Raw genomic sequence first — 20784 nt, 5'->3', positions numbered from 1 at the left:
CACGGTATTATTTATTGTAAACCTACTGCGTCACCAGCGGCGCGAGTTTGTCGGCCATCCAGTCGGCAATAAAAGACTGTGCCGCCAGTGCCGGATGTAAACCGTCGTCCTGCATCCACTCAGGTTTTGCGGCGACCTGTTCCATAAAGAACGGCACCAGCGGGATGTTTTCCTGCTTCGCCAGCGCCGGATAAATGGCGTAGAACGCATCACCGTAACGGCGGCCATAGTTTGGCGGCAGACGGATTTGCATCAGCAGCGGTTCGGCGTTGGCCTGTTTTACCTGACTGATAATCCGGGTCAGCGTTTGTGAAATGTTCTGCGGTGGAAAGCCGCGCAGTCCGTCGTTCGCGCCCAGTTCAATCAGCACCCAGCGCGGATGATGTTGTTGCAGCAAAGTCTGTAAACGGGCCAGCCCTTGTTCGGCGGTATCTCCGCTGATGCTGGCGTTAATAATCGTGGGTTTATCCCCTTCTTTTTGCCACTTATTATTGAGCAACGACGGCCAGGATTCGGCTACCGGAAGGCGATAGACGGCGCTTAAACTGTCGCCGATAATCAGTAAGTTATCAGCAGCTACGGCGCGAAAACTCAGCAATCCCAACAACATAAGGAAGGGGAGATGCCAGCGGAAAACGTTCTTGAAGTTCATCATCTTAGTAAGCACGTCGGTCAGGGTGAAGGTCAGCTCACCATCCTGTCCGGTGTCGAGCTGGTTGTCAAACCTGCCCAGACAATTGCCCTGATTGGCGAATCCGGTTCCGGTAAATCGACGCTGCTGGGGATCCTCGCCGGGCTCGATGACGGCACCTCGGGCGACGTGATGCTGCTCGGCAAATCCCTGAACTCTCTCAATGAGGAAGGGCGCGCCGCGCTGCGGGCAAAAAACGTCGGATTTGTATTTCAGTCCTTCATGCTGGTGCCGACGCTCAACGCGCTGGAAAACGTGCAACTTCCGGCGTTGCTGCGCGGTGAAAGTGACAGTAACAGCCGTCAGCAGGCAGTGCAGTTGCTGGAAAGTCTCGGGCTGGGCGGGCGTTTGAATCATCTTCCGGCGCAGCTTTCCGGTGGCGAACAGCAGCGTGTGGCGCTGGCGCGTGCGTTTATCGGTAAACCTAAACTGCTGTTCGCCGATGAGCCGACCGGCAATCTGGATCGCGCCACCGGCGAACGTATCGTTGATCTGCTGTTCTCACTGAACCGCGATGCGGCTACCACGCTGATTCTTGTCACGCATGACGAGCAACTGGCGGCGCGTTGTCAGCGGCGTCTGCGTCTGCGTGACGGGAAATTGTGGGAGGAAGCATGATCTGGCGCTGGTTCTGGCGGGAATGGCGATCGCCCTCGCTGCTGATTGTCTGGCTGGCGCTTACGCTGGCGGTGGCCTGCGTGCTGGCGCTGGGTAGTATCAGCGACCGCATGGACAAAGGGCTGAGCCAGCAAAGTCGCGAGTTTATTGCGGGCGACCGCGTGCTGCGATCTTCTCATCCGATTACTGAAGCCTGGTTGCAGGATGCCGAAACGCAGGGGCTGAAAGTCAGCCGTCAGCTCTCTTTCATGACCATGACCTTTGCCGGAAACACGCCGCAGCTGGCGTCGGTAAAAGCCACCGATCTGGCGTACCCGTTATACGGCGCGTTGCAGACGGAGCCGGCGGGGCTGAAACCGCAGCCGGGCACCGTTCTGGTGGCACCGCGTTTGCTGGCACTGCTGAACGTGAAAGTGGGCGATGATCTGGATGTCGGCGACAGTACGCTGAAAATTGCCGGTGTGATCGTTCAGGAGCCGGATGCAGGTTTTAATCCGTTCCAGACGGCGCCGCGCGTAATTATGAATCTGGATGATGTGCCGAAAACCGGCGCGGTTCAGCCGGGCAGCCGCCTGACATACCGCTATATGTTTGCCGGTTCCCCGCAGGCCATTCAAACCTACGGCGACGCCATTAAAGGGCTGCTGAAACCCGATCAGCGCTGGACCGGCATGGAGGATTCCGAAGGCGCGCTGGGCAAATCATTACAGCGTTCACAGCAATTCCTGACGTTGTCGGCCCTGCTGACGCTGATGTTGTCGATTGCCGCCATTGCCGTGTCGATGGGGCATTACTGCCGCAGCCGGTACGATCTTGTGGCGGTGCTGAAAACATTAGGTGCCGGTAAAAAGGCGCTGCGAAAACTGATTATTGGCCAGTGGCTGGCGGTTCTGGTGCTGGCGGGGATTTGCGGCAGCATCGTCGGGCTGGCCTTTGAAGCCGTTCTGATGAAAGTGCTCGCGCCGGTGCTTCCCGCGCAACTGCCGCCTGCCGGTGGCTGGCCGTGGGTCTGGTCGATGGGCGCAATGGTCGTGATTTCACTGCTGATAGGCATCCGTCCTTACCGTCAGTTGCTGGCCACGCAACCGTTGCGCGTGCTGAGAAATGACGTTGTGGCGAATGTCTGGCCGCTGCGCTATTTCCTGCCGGTAATGATGCTGGTTGTCGTCGGGCTTCTGGCCGCGCTAATGGGCGGAAGTGCATTGCTGTGGTCGCTGCTCGGCGGCGTTCTGGTGTTATCGCTGCTGCTGGGCGTGATTGGCTGGGGCGCTTTACTTTTGCTGCGCCGCCTGACTTTCCGCCAGCTTCCGTTACGTCTGGCGGTCAACCGTCTGCTGCGACAGCCGTGGGTAACGCTCAGCCAGCTGGCGGCGTTTTCCATGTCGTTCATGCTGCTAGCGCTGTTGCTGGTGATGCGCGGGGATCTGCTGAACCGCTGGGAGCAACAGCTTCCGCCGGACAGTCCGAACTTCTTCCTGCTCAACATTACCAAAGAGCAGGTTCCGCAGGTGACGGATTTTCTGCATCAGCATAATGCGCAGCCGGAAGCGTTCTATCCGATTGTGCGGGCGCGTCTGACGAAGATTAACGGCGAAGCCGCGACGGACAAAATCAAGCCGGACGATGCGGGGGGGGAAGCGGTAAACCGTGAACTGAATCTGACCTGGATGGACGGATTGCCGGATCATAATCCGCTGACCGCGGGCAATGGCGCACCGAAAGCGGGTGAAGTGTCCATCGATGAAGGGCTGGCCGGACGTCTCGGGCTGAAAATCGGCGATTCGGTGACGTTCACCGGCGATACGCAGGATTTCACCGCCAAAATCACCAGTCTGCGTAAAGTGGACTGGGACAGCCTGAAGCCGAATTTCTACTTTATCTTCCCGACGGGCGCGCTGGATGCCCAGCCGCAAAGCTGGCTGACCAGTTTCCGTTATCACGGCGATGACAGCACCATTACGCAGCTGAACCGTCAGTTCCCGACGCTAAGTTTACTGGATGTCGGTTCGATTCTGCGGCAGGTCGGGCAGGTCTTACAGCAGGTCAGCCGGGCGCTGGAAGTGATGGTGATTCTGGTGATGCTGTGCGGCGGTTTGCTGTTGCTGGCACAGATTCAGGTCGGGATGCGTCAGCGCCGTCAGGAACTGATCGTCTACCGCACGTTGGGCGCGAGTAAAAAGATGCTGCACCGCACGCTCTGGTGCGAATTTGCGGTTCTCGGGCTGGTGGCGGGCATTGCAGCGGCGATAGGTGCCGAAGTGGCGTTATGGTTGTTGCAGCGCAAAGTGTTCGATTTCCCGTGGCAGCCCAATTATCTGATGTGGATCGCCGTTCCGGTGGTCAGCGCGTTGCTGCTGTCTGTCTGCGGAGGCTGGCTGGGCGTGAGATTATTGCGGGGCAGGGCGTTGTTCAGGCAATACGACGCGTAACCGTCATACTTCGAGCTGCGGATGCGTTGGCTGCGTTCAGTCACCCGAATCACTTACTGGAGTAAGCTCATCGGGACTCCTTTACTTGCCGCCTGCCCGCAACCCGAATTATTTAGGTTCCCAACGGCTCTTCCCGTCAAAGGAGAGAGCCGTTGGATTTAAAGCTTCTCAACCGCCCAGGCGATTCCGCTGGCGTATTCTTCCGGCAGCATCGGCACCAGTGCGTTCAGGTTTTCTTTCAGCAGGCTGGCGCTGGCGTCGTTGAGATTCAGGTGTCCGACTTTACGACCCGGACGCACTTCTTTCTCATACCAGTGCAGATTCACCAGCGGCAGGTTCAGCCATTGTTCTGACACATCGGTGCCAATCAGATTGACCATCACTGACGGCGTGCTGACCACCGGTTTCGGCAGCGGCAGCCCGAGGATTGCGCGCAGGTGCATTTCGAACTGGCTGTAGGATGCGCCGTTCTGCGTCCAGTGCCCGCTGTTGTGAACGCGTGGTGCCAGTTCATTAATCAGCAAACCTTCGGCAACCACGAAACATTCCATTGCCATCACACCGACGTAATTCAGTTCGTTCAGAATCGCCGACAGCATGCTTTCTGCCTGCTGTTGCAGCGCAGCGTCCGGCTCCGGCAGTGCAACGCTGGTGCACAAAATACCATCCTGATGCAGATTGTGCGTCAGCGGATAAAAGACGGTTTTCCCGTCGTGACCGCGTGCGCCAACCAGCGAAACTTCGCCGGAAAAATTGATGCCTTGCTCAACGATACATTCACCGTAGCAATCCTGCGGCAGCGCGGTTTCTTCGCCGGAACGCAGACGCCATTGCCCGCGGCCGTCGTAACCACCGACGCGGCGTTTCACAATCGCCAGTTCACCGAGCGTGGCGAAAACATGCGGCCATTCAGCGGCGCCGGCCAGCAACTGCCACGGCGCGGTCGCCAGACCGAGCTGGTCGAGTAACTGTTTTTGCGTGAGGCGATCGGCCAGACGCGGGAAAATATCGCGGTTAACGAACGCATTATGCGTTGCCAGTTCGCGGGTTAAGGCGGTTTCCGGCCAGCGTTCAATTTCAGCCGTAATCACGCTTTGCTGAAAAGGCACCGCTTCCGGCTCTGCATCCAGACCGACCGGATAAACGGCGATCCCCAGCGGTTCACCGGCCTGACGCAGCATTCTGCCTAACTGACCGTTTCCGAGTACGCAAACCGGTTTCATGCTTCTTCCCTCGGATCGGGATTATTCAGCACTTCATCCGTTTGTGCGACACGCCACGCGGCCAGGTTTTCAGCAATTTCGGTATCATGGAGTGCGAGAATTTGTGCAGCGAGCAGGGCGGCGTTGGCGGCTCCGGCTTTACCAATCGCCAGCGTACCGACCGGAATGCCGCGTGGCATCTGGACGATAGAATACAGGCTGTCGATGCCGCTCAGGGCCGCGCTTTGCACCGGCACGCCGAGCACCGGCACCAGCGTTTTCGCCGCCAGCATGCCCGGCAAATGCGCCGCGCCGCCAGCACCTGCGATGATCACATCAAACCCGTTAGCGGAAGCCTGTTCAGCAAAGGTGAACAATTTGTCCGGCGTGCGGTGCGCGGAGACGATATCGACATGGAAAGGAATATTCAGCGTTGTGAGCACTTCGGCGGCGAACTGCATGGTCGCCCAGTCACTTTTAGACCCCATAACGATGGCGATTTTTGCCGGGGTAACGTTGGATGACATGTCTGTATAGCTCCTGTGATTCGGATTTAAAGCGTGCGAGGGCGCAAATGATATCACGCTCACGAAGCAAGGAAAACGGTTGCGTAGCCGGAATACGGTGCATTTTTGATGAGAAGTGCGCAGCAGATTTGTATAATCCCAGGCACGATAATATTCGCCATCCCCACTGGAAACTGAACTATGACGCAGGCTTTACTGGCACCGATTTACGATTTTCTTCACTGTGAAACACCGGCTCTCTGGGTGGATGTTGCGCTGGAAAATCAGACGGTGTTGCTGATTGACCACGCCAACTGTGAAAAAAAAGCGGCGGCCACGGCCATGAGCCTGATGACAAAATATCTGGATCGCACCGAGCTGCTGTTTTGTGCGGCGCGCCTGGCCCGCGAGGAACTTCACCACTTTGAACAGGTGGTGGAAATCATGCAAAAGCGCAATATCGCTTACACCCAGCTTTCGCCATCGCGCTACGCCAGTGGCATGATTAAGCATACGCGGCATCATGATGATGTGAATATTCTGGTCGACCGGCTGATTATCGGAGCGTATATCGAAGCCCGTTCCTGCGAGCGTTTCGCCAAAATAGCGCCGTATCTGGATGAAACGCTGTCGCGATTTTATACGTCGCTGCTGCGCTCAGAATCACGTCATTTTGCCGATTATCTGGCGCTTGCAGAGCAGTATGCGGGAACGGATATCAGTGAACGCGTGGAGGAGTTTGGCCGGATTGAAGCGGAACTGATACTGTCGCCGGATGAGCAATTCCGCTTCCACTCCGGTGTACCCGTCATACTTTGAGCTGCTGATGCGTTGACTGCGCTCATTCACCCCGGTCACTTAGTCAGCTAAGCTCCCGGGGATTCACGAGCTTGTCGCCTTCCAGCAACTCAAATTATTTAGGGTAATGATCGGATGACTTAAAACGGGAAGCTGATCAGTTCCACGTTATCGGCGGTGACTTTCACCATTGAGCCTTCTTCGTGCCATGCGCCTAATACCACGCGGTGGCCGGTTTTATTTTCTAAAGGCACGTCATGTATAGCCGGGCGGTGCGTGTGGCCGTGGATCATCCACTCGACGCCTGCCGCCTGCATTTCACTGATCACCGCCTGCGGATTCACGTCCATAATCTCCAGCGATTTGCCCTGATTAGACGCTTTGCTGTTGGCGCGCATTTTTGCGGCAATCGCCAGCCGCCATTTCAGGGGCAGCATCAGGAATAATTTCTGGATAAACGGGTTGTGAACTTTTTTGCGGAAATTCTGGTAGGCAACGTCATCGGTACACAGCGTATCGCCGTGCAGGATCAGCACGCGGCGGCCATACAGCTCGAGAACTTTTTTCTCCGGCAGCAGCGTCATCAGGCTTTCACGCGCAAAACGTCTGCCGAGCAGAAAATCGCGGTTACCGTGGATGAAAAAGCAGGGGACGCCGTGCTGGCGGAGCTGGTTTAACGCCGCAGCGATTTCTGCGTGTAACGGTTCCGGGTCATCGTCGCCAATCCAGGCTTCGAATAAATCCCCGAGAATGTACAGCGCATCGGCCTGCGGCGCATCTTCGCGAAGAAAACGCAGAAAACCGGCAGTGATTGCCGGTTCCTGTGCGCAAAGATGGATATCTGCGATAAAAAACGTGGTCATCCCGACGCTAATTATTCGCTGATGGTGACGCTTTTGATCACAACATCTTCTTTTGGAACGTCCTGGTGCATACCGCTGCGGCCTGTTTTCACGGCTTTGATCGCGTCAACCACGTCCTGACCTTCAACCACTTCTGCAAATACGCAGTAACCCCAACCCTGTGCGTTTTTGCCGCTGTGGTTCAGGAAATCGTTGTCAGTGACGTTGATGAAGAACTGTGCGGTAGCTGAATGCGGGTCATTGGTACGCGCCATAGCCAGCGTGCCTTTAGTGTTTTTCAGGCCGTTATCCGCTTCGTTATCGATAGGTGCGTCGGTGTTTTTCTGGTTCATGCCTGGCTCAAAACCGCCGCCCTGGATCATGAAACCGTTAATCACACGGTGGAAAATTGTGTTGTCGTAGAAGCCTTTACGGCAATAGTTCAGGAAGTTTTCAACCGTGGCTGGCGCTTTGTCAGCGAAGGTTTTAATGACGATGTCGCCGTGGTTGGTGTGGAAAGTGACCATATTTATCATCCTGCTAATGTTAATGTGTGCTCTCTGTCAGAGCGGCTACTATAGCCTTTTCTTATACCATAACTCAAAAGTTGCCGTCAGCACTGGCTTTGTGGTGACTAAAGCCCGTCCGGCGGCCTTATGCCGTTTCGGTAAAGCCATTTTCGTTATATTATGAGCCTTAGTGACGCCGAAAAGGCGCCAACGTCATTTTCTACGCCCAACACACGGAATAGCCTGATGCTGAAGATTTTTAATACCCTGAGTCGCCAAAAAGAGGAATTCAAGCCAATTCATGCCGGTAAAGTCGGGATGTACGTGTGTGGGATCACTGTTTACGACCTGTGTCATATTGGCCACGGTCGCACCTTTGTGTCTTTCGACGTGGTATCGCGTTACCTGCGTTACCTCGGTTATGACCTGAAATATGTGCGTAACATCACCGACATCGACGACAAAATCATTAAACGTGCCGCTGAAAATGGCGAATCTTTTACGGCATTAACCGACCGCATGATTGCTGAAATGCACGCAGATTTTGCGTCGCTTAATATTTTGCCGCCAGATTCTGAACCCCGCGCTACGCAGCACATTGCTGAAATCATCGATATCGTGCAGAAGCTGATCGACCGTGATCACGCATACGTTGCGGCAAACGGCGACGTGATGTTCTGGGTCGAAAGCGATCCTGATTACGGTTTGTTGTCCCGTCAGGATCTGGATCAGCTTCAGGCCGGTGCGCGCGTGGAAGTTGAAGCCAACGTGAAACGTAATCCGATGGATTTCGTGCTGTGGAAAATGTCCAAACCTGGCGAACCGAGCTGGACCTCTCCGTGGGGCGAAGGCCGTCCGGGCTGGCATATCGAATGTTCGGCGATGAACTGCAAACAGCTGGGCGCGCATTTCGACATTCACGGTGGCGGTTCTGACCTGATGTTCCCGCATCATGAAAACGAAATTGCACAATCGAGCTGTGCACATGACGGCCCGTACGTAAATACCTGGATGCACTCCGGTATGGTCATGATTGACCGTGAGAAAATGTCCAAATCATTGGATAACTTCTTCACCGTGCGCGACGTGCTGAAATATTACGACGCGGAAAGCGTGCGTTACTTCCTGATGTCCGGCCACTATCGCAGCCAGCTGAACTACAGCGAAGAAAACCTGAAACTGGCACGTACCTCGATGGAACGTCTGTACACCGCACTGCGCGGCACAGATGCCAGCGCAACGCCAGCCGGCGGTGACGCGTTCGTGGCCCGTTTCCGCGCGGCGATGGACGACGATTTCAACACACCGGAAGCGTATTCCGTGCTGTTTGATATGGCGCGTGACATCAACCGTCTGAAAACCGAAGACCTGTCTGCGGCAAACGGTCTGGCCGCAGAGCTGCGCCAGCTGGCGGGCGTTCTGGGTCTGCTGGAGCAGGATCCGGAGCAGTTCCTGAAATCCGGTGCGCAGGCGGATAACGACGAAGAAGTGGCTGAAATCGAAGCGCTGATCAAACAGCGTAACGACGCCCGTGCCAGCAAAGACTGGGGCATGGCCGATAAAGCGCGCGACCGTCTGAATGAAATGGGTATCGTCTTAGAAGATGGCGCCAACGGGACCACCTGGCGCAGAAAATAATCTCCTTCATACTTTTGGTTTCATAAAGCCTCCTTTGCGGAGGCTTTTTTATAAGGATCGTTCTGTGACAAAAACGCTTCTGGCTTATCAGCCGCCGTACGACTGGCAGTGGATGACCGCTTTTCTTGGCGCACGCGCTTTGCAGGGCGTCGAGCAGCAGGATGGCGAGTTTTATCAGCGCACGCTGGCCGTCATGCACAACGGAAAACGGCTGACCGGCTGGTTGCGGCTGCGTCCGTTGCCGGAGAAAAACGTTGTCGAACTGGACGTATCGCCTTCGCTGGCTCCGGTTGCAGTAAATGTAGCGCAGCAGGTGCGTCGGTTGCTGGATCTCGACGCGCAGCCGGACGCGATTGCGCAAGGTTTGGGGCGGCTCGCCGAAAACTCGCCGGGGCTGAGACTGCCGGGCTGCGTTAACCGGTTTGAGCTGACGGTCAGGGCAATCCTCGGGCAACTGGTCAGCGTAAAAATGGCGTCGACGCTCGCCACCCGTCTAACGGAAAAGTGGGGCGAGCCGGTCACCACGCCTTTCCCGGCGCTGACGCATCTCTTTCCGACTCCCGCGATTGTGGCTCAGCTGACCGTGGAGGATTTACGCGGGATCGGCGTGCAGGCAAAGCGTGCTGCCTGTCTGATTGGCATCGCGCAGGCGGTGGAAGCGGGGCGTTTGCCGCTCGATGAAATGAAAGATGTGCATGACGGCGTAAAACAGTTGCTGGCGATGCCGGGCATTGGTAGCTGGACGGCGAGTTATGTGGCGATGCGTGCCTGGTCTGCGCCGGATGTCTTTCTGGGCGGCGATTATCTAATTAAGCAGCGGTTTCCCGGAATGACGCCAGCTAAAATCGCCCGTTACGCCGAAGTCTGGAAACCGTGGCGCACTTACGCCACGCTGCATTTATGGTTTAACAATGACTGGCAGCCTGATTTGCCCTGACTATTCCGTTCCGGTTTGAGGCGACGACGAGGATTGCGGGGCGTGAGCCGTCGCGGTTTTCTGGTCAGCTTCGTATTTGAAAACCTGCCCGCGGCCGTTACGTTTAGCGGTATAACAGGCCATATCGGCCTGCGCCATAAATTCACTGCCGCTGATATGTGGATTACAAATTTGCGTCAGCCCTGCGCTGGCGCCGATACGGTACATTTTCCCTTCCCACATAAAGTGGTACGCGTTGATCTTATCCACCAGTTGCTGAACCATGCCGAGCCCTTGTTCCATCGGACAATCAAACAGAATCAGCGCAAATTCATCACCACCCAGACGCGCGAGACGATCGCTGTTGCGGATATGTTCCTGCATCAGCGCGCTCAGCTGACGCAATAACTCATCGCCCGCCGCGTGGCCCGCGCTGTCATTGATCGCTTTGAAACGGTCGAGATCGATAAACGCCAGCGTGTGAACCTGATGACGCGTCGCCGTCAGGTTCAGCGCTTTTTTCAGGCTCGATTCAAAACTGCCGCGGTTAGCCAGCCCGGTCAGTAAATCGTGGGACGCGCTGTGGCTGAGTTTGCGCATCAGCTCGCGGGATTTACTGACGTCCTGAAGCACAAGCACGATACCGATCGGTTCATCTTTCAGCGTGCGCAGCGGCGAAACCGCCAGCTGGACATCAAACAAACCGGTGTCGTGGCCGTGCAGTACGAGGGAACGTTCCACGGAAGAGTGCAGATTTTCGTTGATATCAAATTGCAGCAGGTTGTCGATAAGCGGCCCGTCCGGCCCTTTACTGATCAGCACGATCCGGTTTACCGGCTGCCCCTGCGCCTGTTGTTCTGCCCAGCCGGTCATTTTCTCCGCCACCGGATTCATGAACGTAATATTCATATTCCGGTCGGTGGAAATCACGGCTTCGTTGATCGAATTCAGGGTGATGTGCAGCAGCTCTTTTTCTTCATGCAGCGCTTCCGACAGCCGTTTGTTGGTCATTTCCGTGTGTTTGAGTTCGTTAATATCCTCAACCTGAGAAATGAAATACAGCGGATTATGGTGTTCATCGCGCACCAGCGAAACCGCCAGCAATGCCCAGACGATTTCACCGTTGCGGCATAAATAGCGTTTTTCCATGGTGTAGCTCTGGATTTCATCATCGAGCAGCTGCTGGAACAACGTGAGGTCTTTGCCTAAGTCTTCCTGATAGGTGATTTCCTGAAACGACAGCGTAGTCAGATACTCCGCTTCATAACCCAAAAGGTTACACAGCGCCTTGTTGACCTGGAGCAGTTTTCCCTGCGGAGAAACCAGCGTCATCCCGATGGCCGAATATTCCATGGCGTTGCGGAAGCGATTTTCGCTCTGCGTAATGTGCGATTTCTCCATGCGCAGGGAATGCATGGCCATGGCCATCGCATTGGCAGGCATGAGGATCAGCAGCAGCGGCAGGAAAATTAAGCCCTGCGGGATTTGCATCACCGTATGGGGCTGAACGCTGATAATCCCGCTGGTGTGCAGCAGGGCAATCATCAGTGTCATCGAGAGGAAAATAATGAAGGCTTCAATGCGCGGCAGACGGATGGCGCACCACAGCAGCGGAATGGTGATAAACGCGAAGGTGTAAGGCAGCCATTTCAGTGCGAGAAAACCGGCGATCAGCGTCAGAACCAGTGTCAGAGCCAGCTCAAAAAAACGCTGAGAAGTGAGGTTTTTGCTGAAATAACCGCGCTGATAAATCAGCCCCAGCGGCGTGAGTGCCAGGATCGCCACGGCCTCAGACATAAACCAGGTGGCAAACCGGCTTTGCAATTCGCCCGGTGAATGAATGTGCAGGATAAAGAGCATCATGATCACAGAACTGACCAGCGGGCAGAAAACCACGGCAATCAGCAAAAACTTCACCCAGGAACCGAGACCGGAAAGCGGATCCTGCTGTGGCAACATCCGGCGCAACAATACGGCACACAAAGACGCTTCAATCAGGTTGTTGAGCAGATAAGGAAAATAGCGCGGGAACGGCGTGCCCATGACCGCGTGGGCAGCAGCAATGCCCAGAGACGCGGCGCAAAGCAACGGCAACCACTGGCGATAATGGTGATGGAACAGAACCGGGATGAGCAACGCCGTCGGCAGCCATAAACCCGCGAGGCTGGACTGTCTCTGAATAATGTTCATGCACGCGAGCGCCAGCAGGCAGATAGCAATGCCTAAAAGCAGCGGGGCTTTCCAGTCTGCCCTGTGAACAATGAGAGAAGGTGGTTGGCTTCTTTCCACGATGAAAACCCTTTTCTGACCGGCGGCTAATGACAAACAAATGCGGTAATAGCTGTTGTTCTATTTTTTACTCGTCGCGGCAGTGTAGGGATCGCGCGGCGGCATGTTATCAGTATCGGAAAATCAGAATGAATTATTAATATAAATTCTACATTACGTTGTAATAGATAACGAATATTCCGGCCCGAAAGCCGGAAAGTGTGCGTCACAGCAAGAAAATGGTGGCAAGACCCAGGAAGATAAAGAAACCGCCGGTGTCAGTCAGCGCGGTGATCATCACGCTGGAACCCACGGCAGGGTCACGGCCAAGGCGAACCATGGTCAGAGGGATCACCACGCCCATCAGCGCGGCTAGAAGCAGATTCAGCACCATCGCCAGCGTCATCACCGCGCCCATTTGCCAGTCGCTGTAAAGCAACCAGGTGACGATGCCCATCAGCCCGCCCCAGACCAGGCCGTTAATCAGCGCAACGCCAAGCTCCCTGAACATCAGAAATTTCAGGTTGCCCACCTGGACGTGGTGCAGTGCCAGCCCGCGGACAATCATGGTAATCGTCTGGTTGCCGGTGTTACCGCCAATCCCGGCCACTATCGGCATCAGTGCGGCCAGCGCCACCAGCTGCGAAATGGTATGTTCAAACAGGCCGATCACGCGCGAGGCGACAAACGCTGTACACAAATTGATGGCCAGCCACGCCCAGCGGTTTCGCACGGCTTTGCTGACCGGAGAAAACACATCTTCTTCCGGGCTCAGGCCGCCCATCCGGCGCAGATTGCTGTCGGTGTCGTTATTCACGAAATCAACAATCTCTTCCACCGCCAGACGTCCCATCAGTTTGCCCTTTTTATCCACCACAGGGGCGGTAATCAGGTCATAACGTTCAAACGCGCTGGCCGCGTCTTCGGCCTTATCTTCCGGCTCAAAGCTAGCGTAGTCGGTGATCATGACGTCGGAAACCGGCGTATGTGGCGGGTTCAGCAAAATCGTGGTCAGCGGGAGTTCGCCGAGCAGCGTATTTTTCCGGTCGGTAATGAATAACTTATCGGTCGCCTGCGGAATGGTTTTGCGCAGGCGAAGAAAGCGCTGCACAGTGCCCAGCGTGACATCCGGGCGAACGCTCAGCAGCTCGAAATCCATGATGCGACCCACACATTCCTTGCTGAACTTCATGACTTCGCGGACTTTATCGCGCTGGCGCGGGTCGAGCGACGTCAGAACCCGGCCAATCAGGTCACGCGGAAGGTATTCGGCGAGATACACCTGATCGTCTACGTCGAGCAGCGACATGGTTTTGAGCAGGTCTTTATCGCTCATCTCTTCAATCAGGCTGTCCCAGACAGTTTCTGAAACTTCGACCAGTGCTTTACCGCGCGCCGACGGCTCAACCAGGCTCCACAACGCCAGACGTTCGCGGATGGGTAATGCTTCCAGCACGTCCGCGACGTCCGCCGCATGCAGTTTTTGTACGCGCGCGCTGAGTTCGGCGGTGTTATCCATCAGCGTGGCGCGCGTTGCGTCATCCACATCCGGGTCTTCGCCCAGAATGCTCTCAGCCAGATTGTCGGTATTCAGAAGGAGATCGAGGATCCTGCTGCGGCTTTCCGCCAGCTTTTGGCCGTAATTCTTAGGTTTTTCGGCAGACATTCGAGATCCTTATTCCTTGAAGTAGCGGCAACTTTTCAGCGTGCCGGTACATGTTTTTTCGGGTGTCTGATCTTGTCGGGTTTCGGTTGGCGTTTCAGGCTGTTTTTGGTTCTGATGATGCGTATACGCGCCGATAGCTGAGTAGACGAAACGCCCGAACAAAATAATGAAGCTTATCGATAAAACGATTTTCGTCATCTTGATGTTGGATTTTCGAGACATAATTAAGATCGCTTAAGTGAGTCTTTGCTCCGGTGGCGGGAATGAAAGAGGACAAATGATAATATTTACAATATATAACAGAACTAAACAGGCAACCAGATAATCGGAAAAATTGACAAATCTGAGGTTTTATCGTGCCGGAGACAGAGTATCGCGGCCAATTTTCCTCATTTTTTCATAGTGCTAATTCAAATAAGATTTTTCATCTTATTCATCGCGTGATTAATTTGTTTTAGATGATTTTTAGTGAAAATCGTAAAGATTCTGTTTAATGATCTGCATCAAAAGATTTAAGATAAGTCGCATTAGAATCCAGCCATATTTTTAAATATCTGCGACATGGCTTTCGTCCGCTGTATTCTATTTTCTTCTTCACTTTTCTGTGAAATGACATTTTACAACGAAACATGAGAGCGGAGCCGTCGACATTACAGCCGGACTGCCTGTCTGCTGCCTGTCAGATGCTAAATCACTCACCGCTGCATGAAACTCATGCGCAAACGTAGATGGACTTGATGCGTAAAAATTTCTCCTGGCATGACCTGCGCCACAAATGGTGGGGACTTCCTGTTATTTGCGCGCTGGTGTTGATCCCAGTGACGTCATGGCTTTCGCCGATCATTATGCTGCCGGAAGGCCGGACGTATCTGATCTACATGCCGCTGGCAACGTGCGTTGCCTTATTGATGGTATTTGACTGGGCGGCTTTCCCGGGCATTGTCCTCACGCTTTTCCTGCGTTATTACCTGCGGGTCGGCTTCGACATGAGTGTGCTGATGACGGTGATTTATTTCACGTCACTGTTTCTCGCGTGGCTGGGTTATCGCTGGCAGGCCGGGAACCGCTGGTCGGCACCGTTGGGATTGATGACGCTGGCAAAAGCCCGTGTCGGCTGGCTGCTGATTTTCCTGACGTTCTTTTTTATGATCGTCTTGCAGATTGTCGTGGAAAGCGGGCTTTTACCCGGTTATCTGGGCATGGCGACCGCAGAATTTGTCACCCTCAGAACGCTGGTCAATTTGCAGGCAATGATTCTGGGGATCTTGCTTAACTCGCACGTTATTTATCTGGTTATCCGCCTGATCCGTCAGCCGCGTTATTTCCGCGTGCTGCGCATGATGCTGAGAAAACAGCGTGCGCCGGGCGTGAAACGTCTCGAAGTGCTGCTGTGGTTTGTTGTGCTGACCTTCATGGTGACGCTGCTGTGCATACCGGGTCTCAGCGAGCCGTTTACCAAGATTTTGCTCAGCGACTACACGCTGACGCTGCTGTTCCCGGTGCTGCTGTTCGGGGCACTGCGTTATGGTTATTACTTCATCAGCATCGTCTGGACGGTTACGCTTACCGTCTTATTCAATAACTATCAGGGATTTATCTCTGAACACGGGTTTACACATAATCTGGTCTTTGTTTCTGCGCTGATGCTGGTTTATACCGTGACGCTGTTGCTCATGTCGGTGCTTTCTTCCCGTCAGCGTCTGCTGATGAAAAAATTCAGCGCTGCGGCGTTGCAGGATCCGGTCTTTGGCCTGCCCAACCTGCGCGCGTTTAACCGCGATTTGGCTCGTCATCCGCGCTCAATGTTGTGCTTCATCCGCGTTTCTGACATGGACGTGCTGAGCCGCAACTACGGCATGCAGCTGCGTATCCAGTTTAAACAGCAGCTGGCGCTGGGGCTGAATCCTTATTTGCAGGACGGTGAGCGGGTTTATCATCTGCCGGGATATGATTTGGTTCTGCGGTTAAACTGCGAAGATGCTGATAAAAAGCTTCAGTATTTACATGATTATCTGGAAGATTTCCGGCTGATCTGGAACGGGCTCCCGCTGCATCCGAACATCGGTTTATCCTACTGCACGGTCTATTCGCCGGTTGAGCATTTGCCGATTTTGCTCGGCGAACTCAGTGGTATTGCGGAGGTTTCCCTGACCACTGGGCAGCCGGAATCCAATAAAAGCGACCACAGTCAGGTTCAGCTGGAGATCAAAGAGAAAGTCGAGATGCTGCATAAAATCCAGCGTGCCCTTGATGATGACCGCTTTGTGCTGATGGCGCAGCCGATACTGGGCGTGCGCGGCGACAGTTATCATGAGATTCTGCTGCGCCTGTTTGATGGCGAACAGGAATCACTGGTGACGCCGGATAAATTCCTGCCGGTGGTGCATGAGTTTGGTCTTTCTTATCAGATGGATATGTGGGTTCTGCGGCATACGCTGATGTTTATTCATCAGAACCGCGTGCGTCTTCCCAGCCTGCGTTTTGCCGTGAACTTTACGCCATCCACGCTGTGCCGCCCGACGTTTACCCGCGATTTTAAAACGCTGATGCTGGAATTTGAGATCGAACCGTTCCAGATCGTTTTAGAAGTTACGGAATCGCATTTACTTCAAAACATGAAGTATGCGGATTATGCGATGCGTGAACTGCGCTCTTATGGCTGCCGGATTGCGATTGACGACTTCGGCACCGGTTACGCCAGTTATGGCCGCCTCAAGGCGATTCAGGCCGATATTCTGAAGATTGACGGCAGTTTTGTGCGCAACATGCTGACTGATCCGCTGGACGGTTACATCGTGCAGTCAATTTGTCAGGTGGCGCGCATGAAACATCTGTCGATTGTGGCGGAGTACGTGGAAACCGAAGAGCAGAAAGCGGCACTTCACGCACTGGGCGTGGATTATATGCAGGGATATCTGGTGGGCAAGCCTCAGCCGCTGGCCTCACTGCTGGAATTTCAAAAAAACTGATTTATCAGAACGCTGAAAAGTAAAAAGCCCTCTGAGCACAAAATGCCAGAGGGCTTTTTTTATTGTGTGGATTTATTTGTCAGAAGGCTCAGCGTCTTCTTCTTCGAGCATCAGTTTCCAGCCCGTGACATCGTTCCAGTAGCTTTGTTCGCGTTCGAAATCGAGCTGGACCAGGTTGTTCTGGGCCAGATATCCGGCCGGGAAACGCAGCGTCCAGTGATTATCATCGGTCGATAACCGCAGGGATTCCGGCGTGGTTGTCGACTGGCGCTGGTTGTTGAGCAACGCGCCCAGACGCAGGAGCTGAATCAGCGGAATGTAATGCTTCTTCTTGAACAAATTCAGGCGCGGCAGTTCTTCCAGCTTGATGGCTTTGCGGTGGAAACGCACCAGCGTCGCCAGCAGCGTTTGCTGTTCCTGATTAAAGCCCGGCAAGTTGGTATTTTGCAGGATATATGAAGAATGCTTGTGCATGCCGGTGTGATTGATGCTCAGGCCGACTTCATGCAGCATGGCGCTAAATTTCAGCAGAGATTCGAGCTGCGGCTGCACCAGTTTGGTATTTTGCGCCAGCCATTGGGCATACAACTGTTCGGTTGTTTCAAGCACGCGGCGCGCCTGTTCCCGGTCGATATTGTAATGCTCGGCCAGGCTTTTCGCCGTGCGGGTGCGGATATCCTGATGACGGAACCGGCCTTCCATTTCATACAACACGCCTTCACGCAGCGCGCCGTCGGAAAGGCGTAATTCTTTCACCGCCAGCGCATCGAATACGCCGCGCAGAATCGCCAGGCCGGGAACGAATACCGACTGACGATCTTCTGATAAGCCCGGCAACTCCAGCGCACTGAAATTCTTAAAGTTCAGCACCGCTTCGGTCAGCATTTCCAGCCGTTCAGGGGTAATCAGGCCGTCTTTTTCACCCATTTCGACCAGCACTTCATGGGCGGCTTTGATACTGCCTGAGGCGCCCAGCGCATACTGCCAGCCTTGCAGACGATACTGCCACGCCAGCGTTTCGAGTTTCTGTGCGGCGGCGAGTTGTGCGCGTTTGAAATTGCTGCGGCTGATTTCACCGTCGGGGAAAAACATCTGCGCAAAACTGACGCAGCCCATGCGGCGGCTTTCGGCCAGTAATGGCTCGAAATCTTCGCCGATGACCAGTTCAGTCGAACCGCCGCCAATGTCGACCACCAGCTTGCGGCCTTTTTCCGGCTGCGTGTGTTCAACGCCCATAAAAATCAGACGTGCTTCTTCCTGACCGGAAATAATTTCTATCGGATACGGAATCACTTCGGCGGCGCGCTTAAGGAATTCCTCAGCATTCACCGCCTGACGCAGCGTATGGGTTCCAACGATAGTGACGTTATTTTCCGGAAAACCCTGCAGGCGTTCAGCGAATAAAGCCAGGCAATCCAGCCCGCGTTGAATGGCTTCTTCACTGAGCACATTTTTATTGTTGAGACCATCGGCCAGGTGAACGCGCTGTTTCAGGCGTCCCAGCACCTGCAATGCGCCGTTAACGACGCGGGCGATCACCATATGGAAACTGTTCGATCCGAGGTCGATCGCAGCAATTTCCTGTGGCTTGGCATTCAATGGGCTGCTGCTTTTAAGGGGCATAGTTGTGTAACGCTCCAGGGGTTCAGGCTTGCTGACTTTGTTGTTCCAGATCTTTGAGATATTCGTAAATCGCCAGTTGTGCGCGCACTTTGCGACGATTTCCGCGTGGAACATACCGGTTGCTCAGTTCTTTATCAATCACTCTGGCTTTTACCGTGTCGCTGAACAGGAGTTCGAGAATGTCCAGAACGCGCTGTTTCAGGCGCGGATCGAGCAGGGCGACAGCCACTTCAATGCGGTAATCGATATTTCGGGTCATCCAGTCAGCGGAAGACAGGAAGACTTTGGTATCGCCGCCATTTTCAAAGACATAAACGCGATCGTGTTCAAGATAGCGGTCGATGATACTGGTGACCTGAATGTTTTCGCTGAAGCCGGGTAAGTTGGGCACCAGTGAACACATGCCGCGGATCAGCAGGCGGATTTTGACGCCCACATTCGACGCGACGTACAGACGATCAATCAGCCCTTTGTCCACCAGATTGTTGATCTTCAATGTAATGCCGCCGGTTCCGCCAGCCTGTACGTTGGCGATCTCTTTGTCGATCAGGCGGTAAAGCATGTCGCGCGAGTTTTGCGGCGACACCATCAGATGTTCGAAAGAAACCGGGCGGTAAGGGTTTTCAATAAAGTTGAAGACGCGGCGGACTTCATTGGTGATACGCGCATCGGCGGTCAGCAGCGAATAGTCGGTATAAAGCCGCGCGGTTTTCTCGTTAAAGTTACCGGTCCCAATATGAGCATAGCGGACAATTTCATCGCCTTCGCGGCGCGAGATAAGAAAGAGTTTTGCGTGAATTTTCAAACCCGGCGCAGAGAAAATAACGTGTACACCGGCTTCCGTCAGACGTTTCGCCCAGTGAATGTTAGCTTCTTCATCAAAACGCGCCTGCAATTCAACAACGACCGTCACTTTCTTGCCGTTATGCGCGGCGTGGATCATCGATTCAATAATGCGTGAGTCTTTCGCCACGCGGTAAATGTTGATTTTTATCGACAAAACGTTCGGATCAAACGATGCCTGGCGCAACAGTTCGAGAACGTGCTCAAACGTGTGGTACGGGTAATACAGCAACACGTCCTGTTCACGAATAGCGGCAAAACCGTTACGGAATTTATCGAACCACAAATGACGCAGGCGTGGCAGAGGGCGGTTGACCAGATTGGCTTTGCCGACATTCGGGAAGCCAATGAAATCTTTGAAATTGTGGTAACGGCCACCGGCGATCACAGAATCGTAGTTGGAAATCCCGAGCTTGCCGCGCAGCAATTCCACCATTTCATCCGGCATGTCGCGCTGATAGACAAAACGCACCGGCTCGGCGGTCAGACGCTGTTTCAGGCTCGATGACATGAGTTCCAGCAGGCTGGATTCCATTTCCGTAACCAGATCGTATTCGGCGTCACGGGTCATTTTCATCGAATAGGCATTCAGCGCATCGTAATCAAAGAAGCCTTTGAAAATGTCGTCGAGGCAATAACGCAGAATGTTATCGAGCAGGATCATCGGCTTGCGGCGACGTGGCGCTTCCGGCGGCAGGTTGACGAAACGCGGAACTTTGTCGGACGGGATCTCCAGCAGGGCGTAATGAATCTCTTCGCCGCGGATAATTTCTACCGCCAGATAGGTGTAATCGTCTTTGAGGAACTGCACCAGATTGGTGTCGTGATTAATGAGGATTGGCGTAATGTGCTGGCGCAGCTGATGTTTGAAATACTGACGCAACCAGGCTTGCTGGTTTTCCGACACCTGACGCTCGTTAATCAGGAAAATTTGATTACGTGCCATTTCCAGCAGTAAATCGTTGTAGAGACTGTCGAATTCCTGATCGATACGAAGCACTTTTGCCTGAATTTTTTTCAGCAAATGACGGGACGCGCCAAGAAAACCCTGCTCCTCGCTGATGAGGATCCGCCGTTTTAAATCAGCAAAGCGGACTTTATAAAACTCATCCAGGTTATTGGAATAAATCCCTAAAAAACGCATCCTTTCGATCAGGGGATTACTTTTGTCTGCCGCTTCCTGCAACACGCGCTCATTGAAGGACAGCCAGCTTAGTTCTTTCTCGATATAAAGCTTTTCCTGACCCATTTTCACTCCGTTCATTT

General features: G+C 54.1%; 16 protein-coding genes. 6 read left to right on the top strand and 10 right to left on the bottom strand.

Annotated features, from left to right (window positions below; all coding sequences use genetic code 11):
* Positions 1 to 22 precede the first annotated feature (22 nt).
* Positions 23 to 652: a multifunctional acyl-CoA thioesterase I/protease I/lysophospholipase L1 gene (tesA, locus tag IV433_RS11430; RefSeq protein ID WP_229893355.1), complete on the bottom strand. Its 630-nt coding sequence runs from the start codon at positions 650 to 652 to the stop codon at positions 23 to 25.
* On the opposite strand from tesA, the gene ybbA reads away from it, so the two are divergent.
* Positions 623 to 1309: a putative ABC transporter ATP-binding protein YbbA gene (ybbA, locus tag IV433_RS11425; protein ID WP_165059341.1), complete on the top strand. Its 687-nt coding sequence runs from the start codon at positions 623 to 625 to the stop codon at positions 1307 to 1309. The two genes, tesA and ybbA, sit on opposite strands and share 30 nt — an antisense overlap.
* Positions 1306 to 3738, top strand: a complete 2433-nt coding sequence (gene ybbP, locus IV433_RS11420; protein WP_195814270.1) for a putative ABC transporter permease subunit YbbP — start codon at positions 1306 to 1308, stop codon at positions 3736 to 3738. Before ybbA ends, ybbP begins: the two co-directional genes overlap by 4 nt.
* Before the next feature lie 158 nt (positions 3739 to 3896).
* Here the strand turns inward: ybbP and purK are convergent, their stop codons facing one another.
* Positions 3897 to 4961, bottom strand: a complete 1065-nt coding sequence (purK, locus tag IV433_RS11415; RefSeq protein WP_195814269.1) for a 5-(carboxyamino)imidazole ribonucleotide synthase — start codon at positions 4959 to 4961, stop codon at positions 3897 to 3899.
* Entirely contained in the window at positions 4958 to 5467 is a 510-nt protein-coding gene (purE, locus tag IV433_RS11410) for a 5-(carboxyamino)imidazole ribonucleotide mutase (protein ID WP_195814268.1), read from the bottom strand. Before purE ends, purK begins: the two co-directional genes overlap by 4 nt.
* Before the next feature lie 180 nt (positions 5468 to 5647).
* On the opposite strand from purE, the gene miaE reads away from it, so the two are divergent.
* On the top strand, positions 5648 to 6265 hold the full coding sequence (gene miaE, locus IV433_RS11405) for a tRNA-(ms[2]io[6]A)-hydroxylase (RefSeq protein ID WP_101075545.1): 618 nt from the start codon (positions 5648 to 5650) through the stop codon (positions 6263 to 6265).
* Between the two features lie 119 nt (positions 6266 to 6384).
* On the opposite strand, the gene lpxH is transcribed toward miaE, so the two are convergent.
* Together lpxH and ppiB are read right to left on the bottom strand one after the other, a co-directional pair.
* Complete coding sequence (lpxH, locus tag IV433_RS11400) at positions 6385 to 7107, bottom strand: UDP-2,3-diacylglucosamine diphosphatase (RefSeq protein WP_195814267.1); 723 nt, start codon at positions 7105 to 7107, stop codon at positions 6385 to 6387.
* Between the two features lie 11 nt (positions 7108 to 7118).
* Complete coding sequence (ppiB, locus tag IV433_RS11395; RefSeq protein WP_152327925.1) at positions 7119 to 7613, bottom strand: peptidylprolyl isomerase B; 495 nt, start codon at positions 7611 to 7613, stop codon at positions 7119 to 7121.
* 228 nt (positions 7614 to 7841) lie between these two features.
* On the opposite strand from ppiB, the gene cysS reads away from it, so the two are divergent.
* Both cysS and alkA read left to right on the top strand, forming a co-directional pair.
* Entirely contained in the window at positions 7842 to 9233 is a 1392-nt protein-coding gene (gene cysS / locus IV433_RS11390) for a cysteine--tRNA ligase (protein ID WP_195814266.1), read from the top strand.
* 64 nt (positions 9234 to 9297) lie between these two features.
* Entirely contained in the window at positions 9298 to 10170 is an 873-nt protein-coding gene (alkA, locus tag IV433_RS11385; protein ID WP_326838654.1) for a DNA-3-methyladenine glycosylase 2, read from the top strand.
* On the opposite strand, the gene IV433_RS11380 is transcribed toward alkA, so the two are convergent.
* From IV433_RS11380 to IV433_RS11370, 3 genes are all read right to left on the bottom strand, one after another.
* On the bottom strand, positions 10171 to 12438 hold the full coding sequence (locus tag IV433_RS11380; protein ID WP_195814264.1) for a PAS domain S-box protein: 2268 nt from the start codon (positions 12436 to 12438) through the stop codon (positions 10171 to 10173). It abuts the gene before it with no gap.
* 205 nt (positions 12439 to 12643) lie between these two features.
* Positions 12644 to 14083, bottom strand: coding sequence for a magnesium transporter (mgtE, locus tag IV433_RS11375; protein WP_195814263.1), 1440 nt, complete (start codon positions 14081 to 14083; stop codon positions 12644 to 12646).
* Between the two features lie 9 nt (positions 14084 to 14092).
* Complete coding sequence (locus IV433_RS11370; RefSeq protein WP_195814262.1) at positions 14093 to 14305, bottom strand: YfgG family protein; 213 nt, start codon at positions 14303 to 14305, stop codon at positions 14093 to 14095.
* 515 nt (positions 14306 to 14820) lie between these two features.
* Between IV433_RS11370 and IV433_RS11365 the strand changes: the two genes are divergently transcribed.
* Positions 14821 to 17052, top strand: coding sequence for a sensor domain-containing phosphodiesterase (locus IV433_RS11365; RefSeq protein WP_229893323.1), 2232 nt, complete (start codon positions 14821 to 14823; stop codon positions 17050 to 17052).
* Between the two features lie 72 nt (positions 17053 to 17124).
* On the opposite strand, the gene ppx is transcribed toward IV433_RS11365, so the two are convergent.
* Together ppx and ppk1 are read right to left on the bottom strand one after the other, a co-directional pair.
* Positions 17125 to 18675 (bottom strand): exopolyphosphatase, encoded by a 1551-nt coding sequence (ppx, locus tag IV433_RS11360; protein ID WP_152327932.1) that lies wholly within the window; start codon positions 18673 to 18675, stop codon positions 17125 to 17127.
* Between the two features lie 22 nt (positions 18676 to 18697).
* Positions 18698 to 20767, bottom strand: a complete 2070-nt coding sequence (ppk1, locus tag IV433_RS11355) for a polyphosphate kinase 1 (RefSeq protein ID WP_152327933.1) — start codon at positions 20765 to 20767, stop codon at positions 18698 to 18700.
* Positions 20768 to 20784: the final 17 nt, after the last annotated feature.

The organism is Rahnella laticis (assembly GCF_015644585.1).
Lineage (GTDB): Bacteria > Pseudomonadota > Gammaproteobacteria > Enterobacterales > Enterobacteriaceae > Rahnella > Rahnella laticis.
This window is presented reverse-complemented; position numbering and strand designations above follow the sequence as displayed.

Coding starts and splice junctions, on each gene's coding strand:
- ybbP (WP_195814270.1), top strand. CDS start 1,306: ATGATCTGGCGCTGGTTCTGGCGGGAATGGCGATCGCCCTCGCTGCTG.
- IV433_RS11370 (WP_195814262.1), bottom strand. CDS start 14,305: ATGTCTCGAAAATCCAACATCAAGATGACGAAAATCGTTTTATCGATA.
- purE (WP_195814268.1), bottom strand. CDS start 5,467: ATGTCATCCAACGTTACCCCGGCAAAAATCGCCATCGTTATGGGGTCT.
- lpxH (WP_195814267.1), bottom strand. CDS start 7,107: ATGACCACGTTTTTTATCGCAGATATCCATCTTTGCGCACAGGAACCG.
- tesA (WP_229893355.1), bottom strand. CDS start 652: ATGAACTTCAAGAACGTTTTCCGCTGGCATCTCCCCTTCCTTATGTTG.
- ybbA (WP_165059341.1), top strand. CDS start 623: ATGCCAGCGGAAAACGTTCTTGAAGTTCATCATCTTAGTAAGCACGTC.
- ppx (WP_152327932.1), bottom strand. CDS start 18,675: ATGCCCCTTAAAAGCAGCAGCCCATTGAATGCCAAGCCACAGGAAATT.
- ppk1 (WP_152327933.1), bottom strand. CDS start 20,767: ATGGGTCAGGAAAAGCTTTATATCGAGAAAGAACTAAGCTGGCTGTCC.
- cysS (WP_195814266.1), top strand. CDS start 7,842: ATGCTGAAGATTTTTAATACCCTGAGTCGCCAAAAAGAGGAATTCAAG.
- purK (WP_195814269.1), bottom strand. CDS start 4,961: ATGAAACCGGTTTGCGTACTCGGAAACGGTCAGTTAGGCAGAATGCTG.
- IV433_RS11365 (WP_229893323.1), top strand. CDS start 14,821: ATGCGTAAAAATTTCTCCTGGCATGACCTGCGCCACAAATGGTGGGGA.
- ppiB (WP_152327925.1), bottom strand. CDS start 7,613: ATGGTCACTTTCCACACCAACCACGGCGACATCGTCATTAAAACCTTC.
- miaE (WP_101075545.1), top strand. CDS start 5,648: ATGACGCAGGCTTTACTGGCACCGATTTACGATTTTCTTCACTGTGAA.
- mgtE (WP_195814263.1), bottom strand. CDS start 14,083: ATGTCTGCCGAAAAACCTAAGAATTACGGCCAAAAGCTGGCGGAAAGC.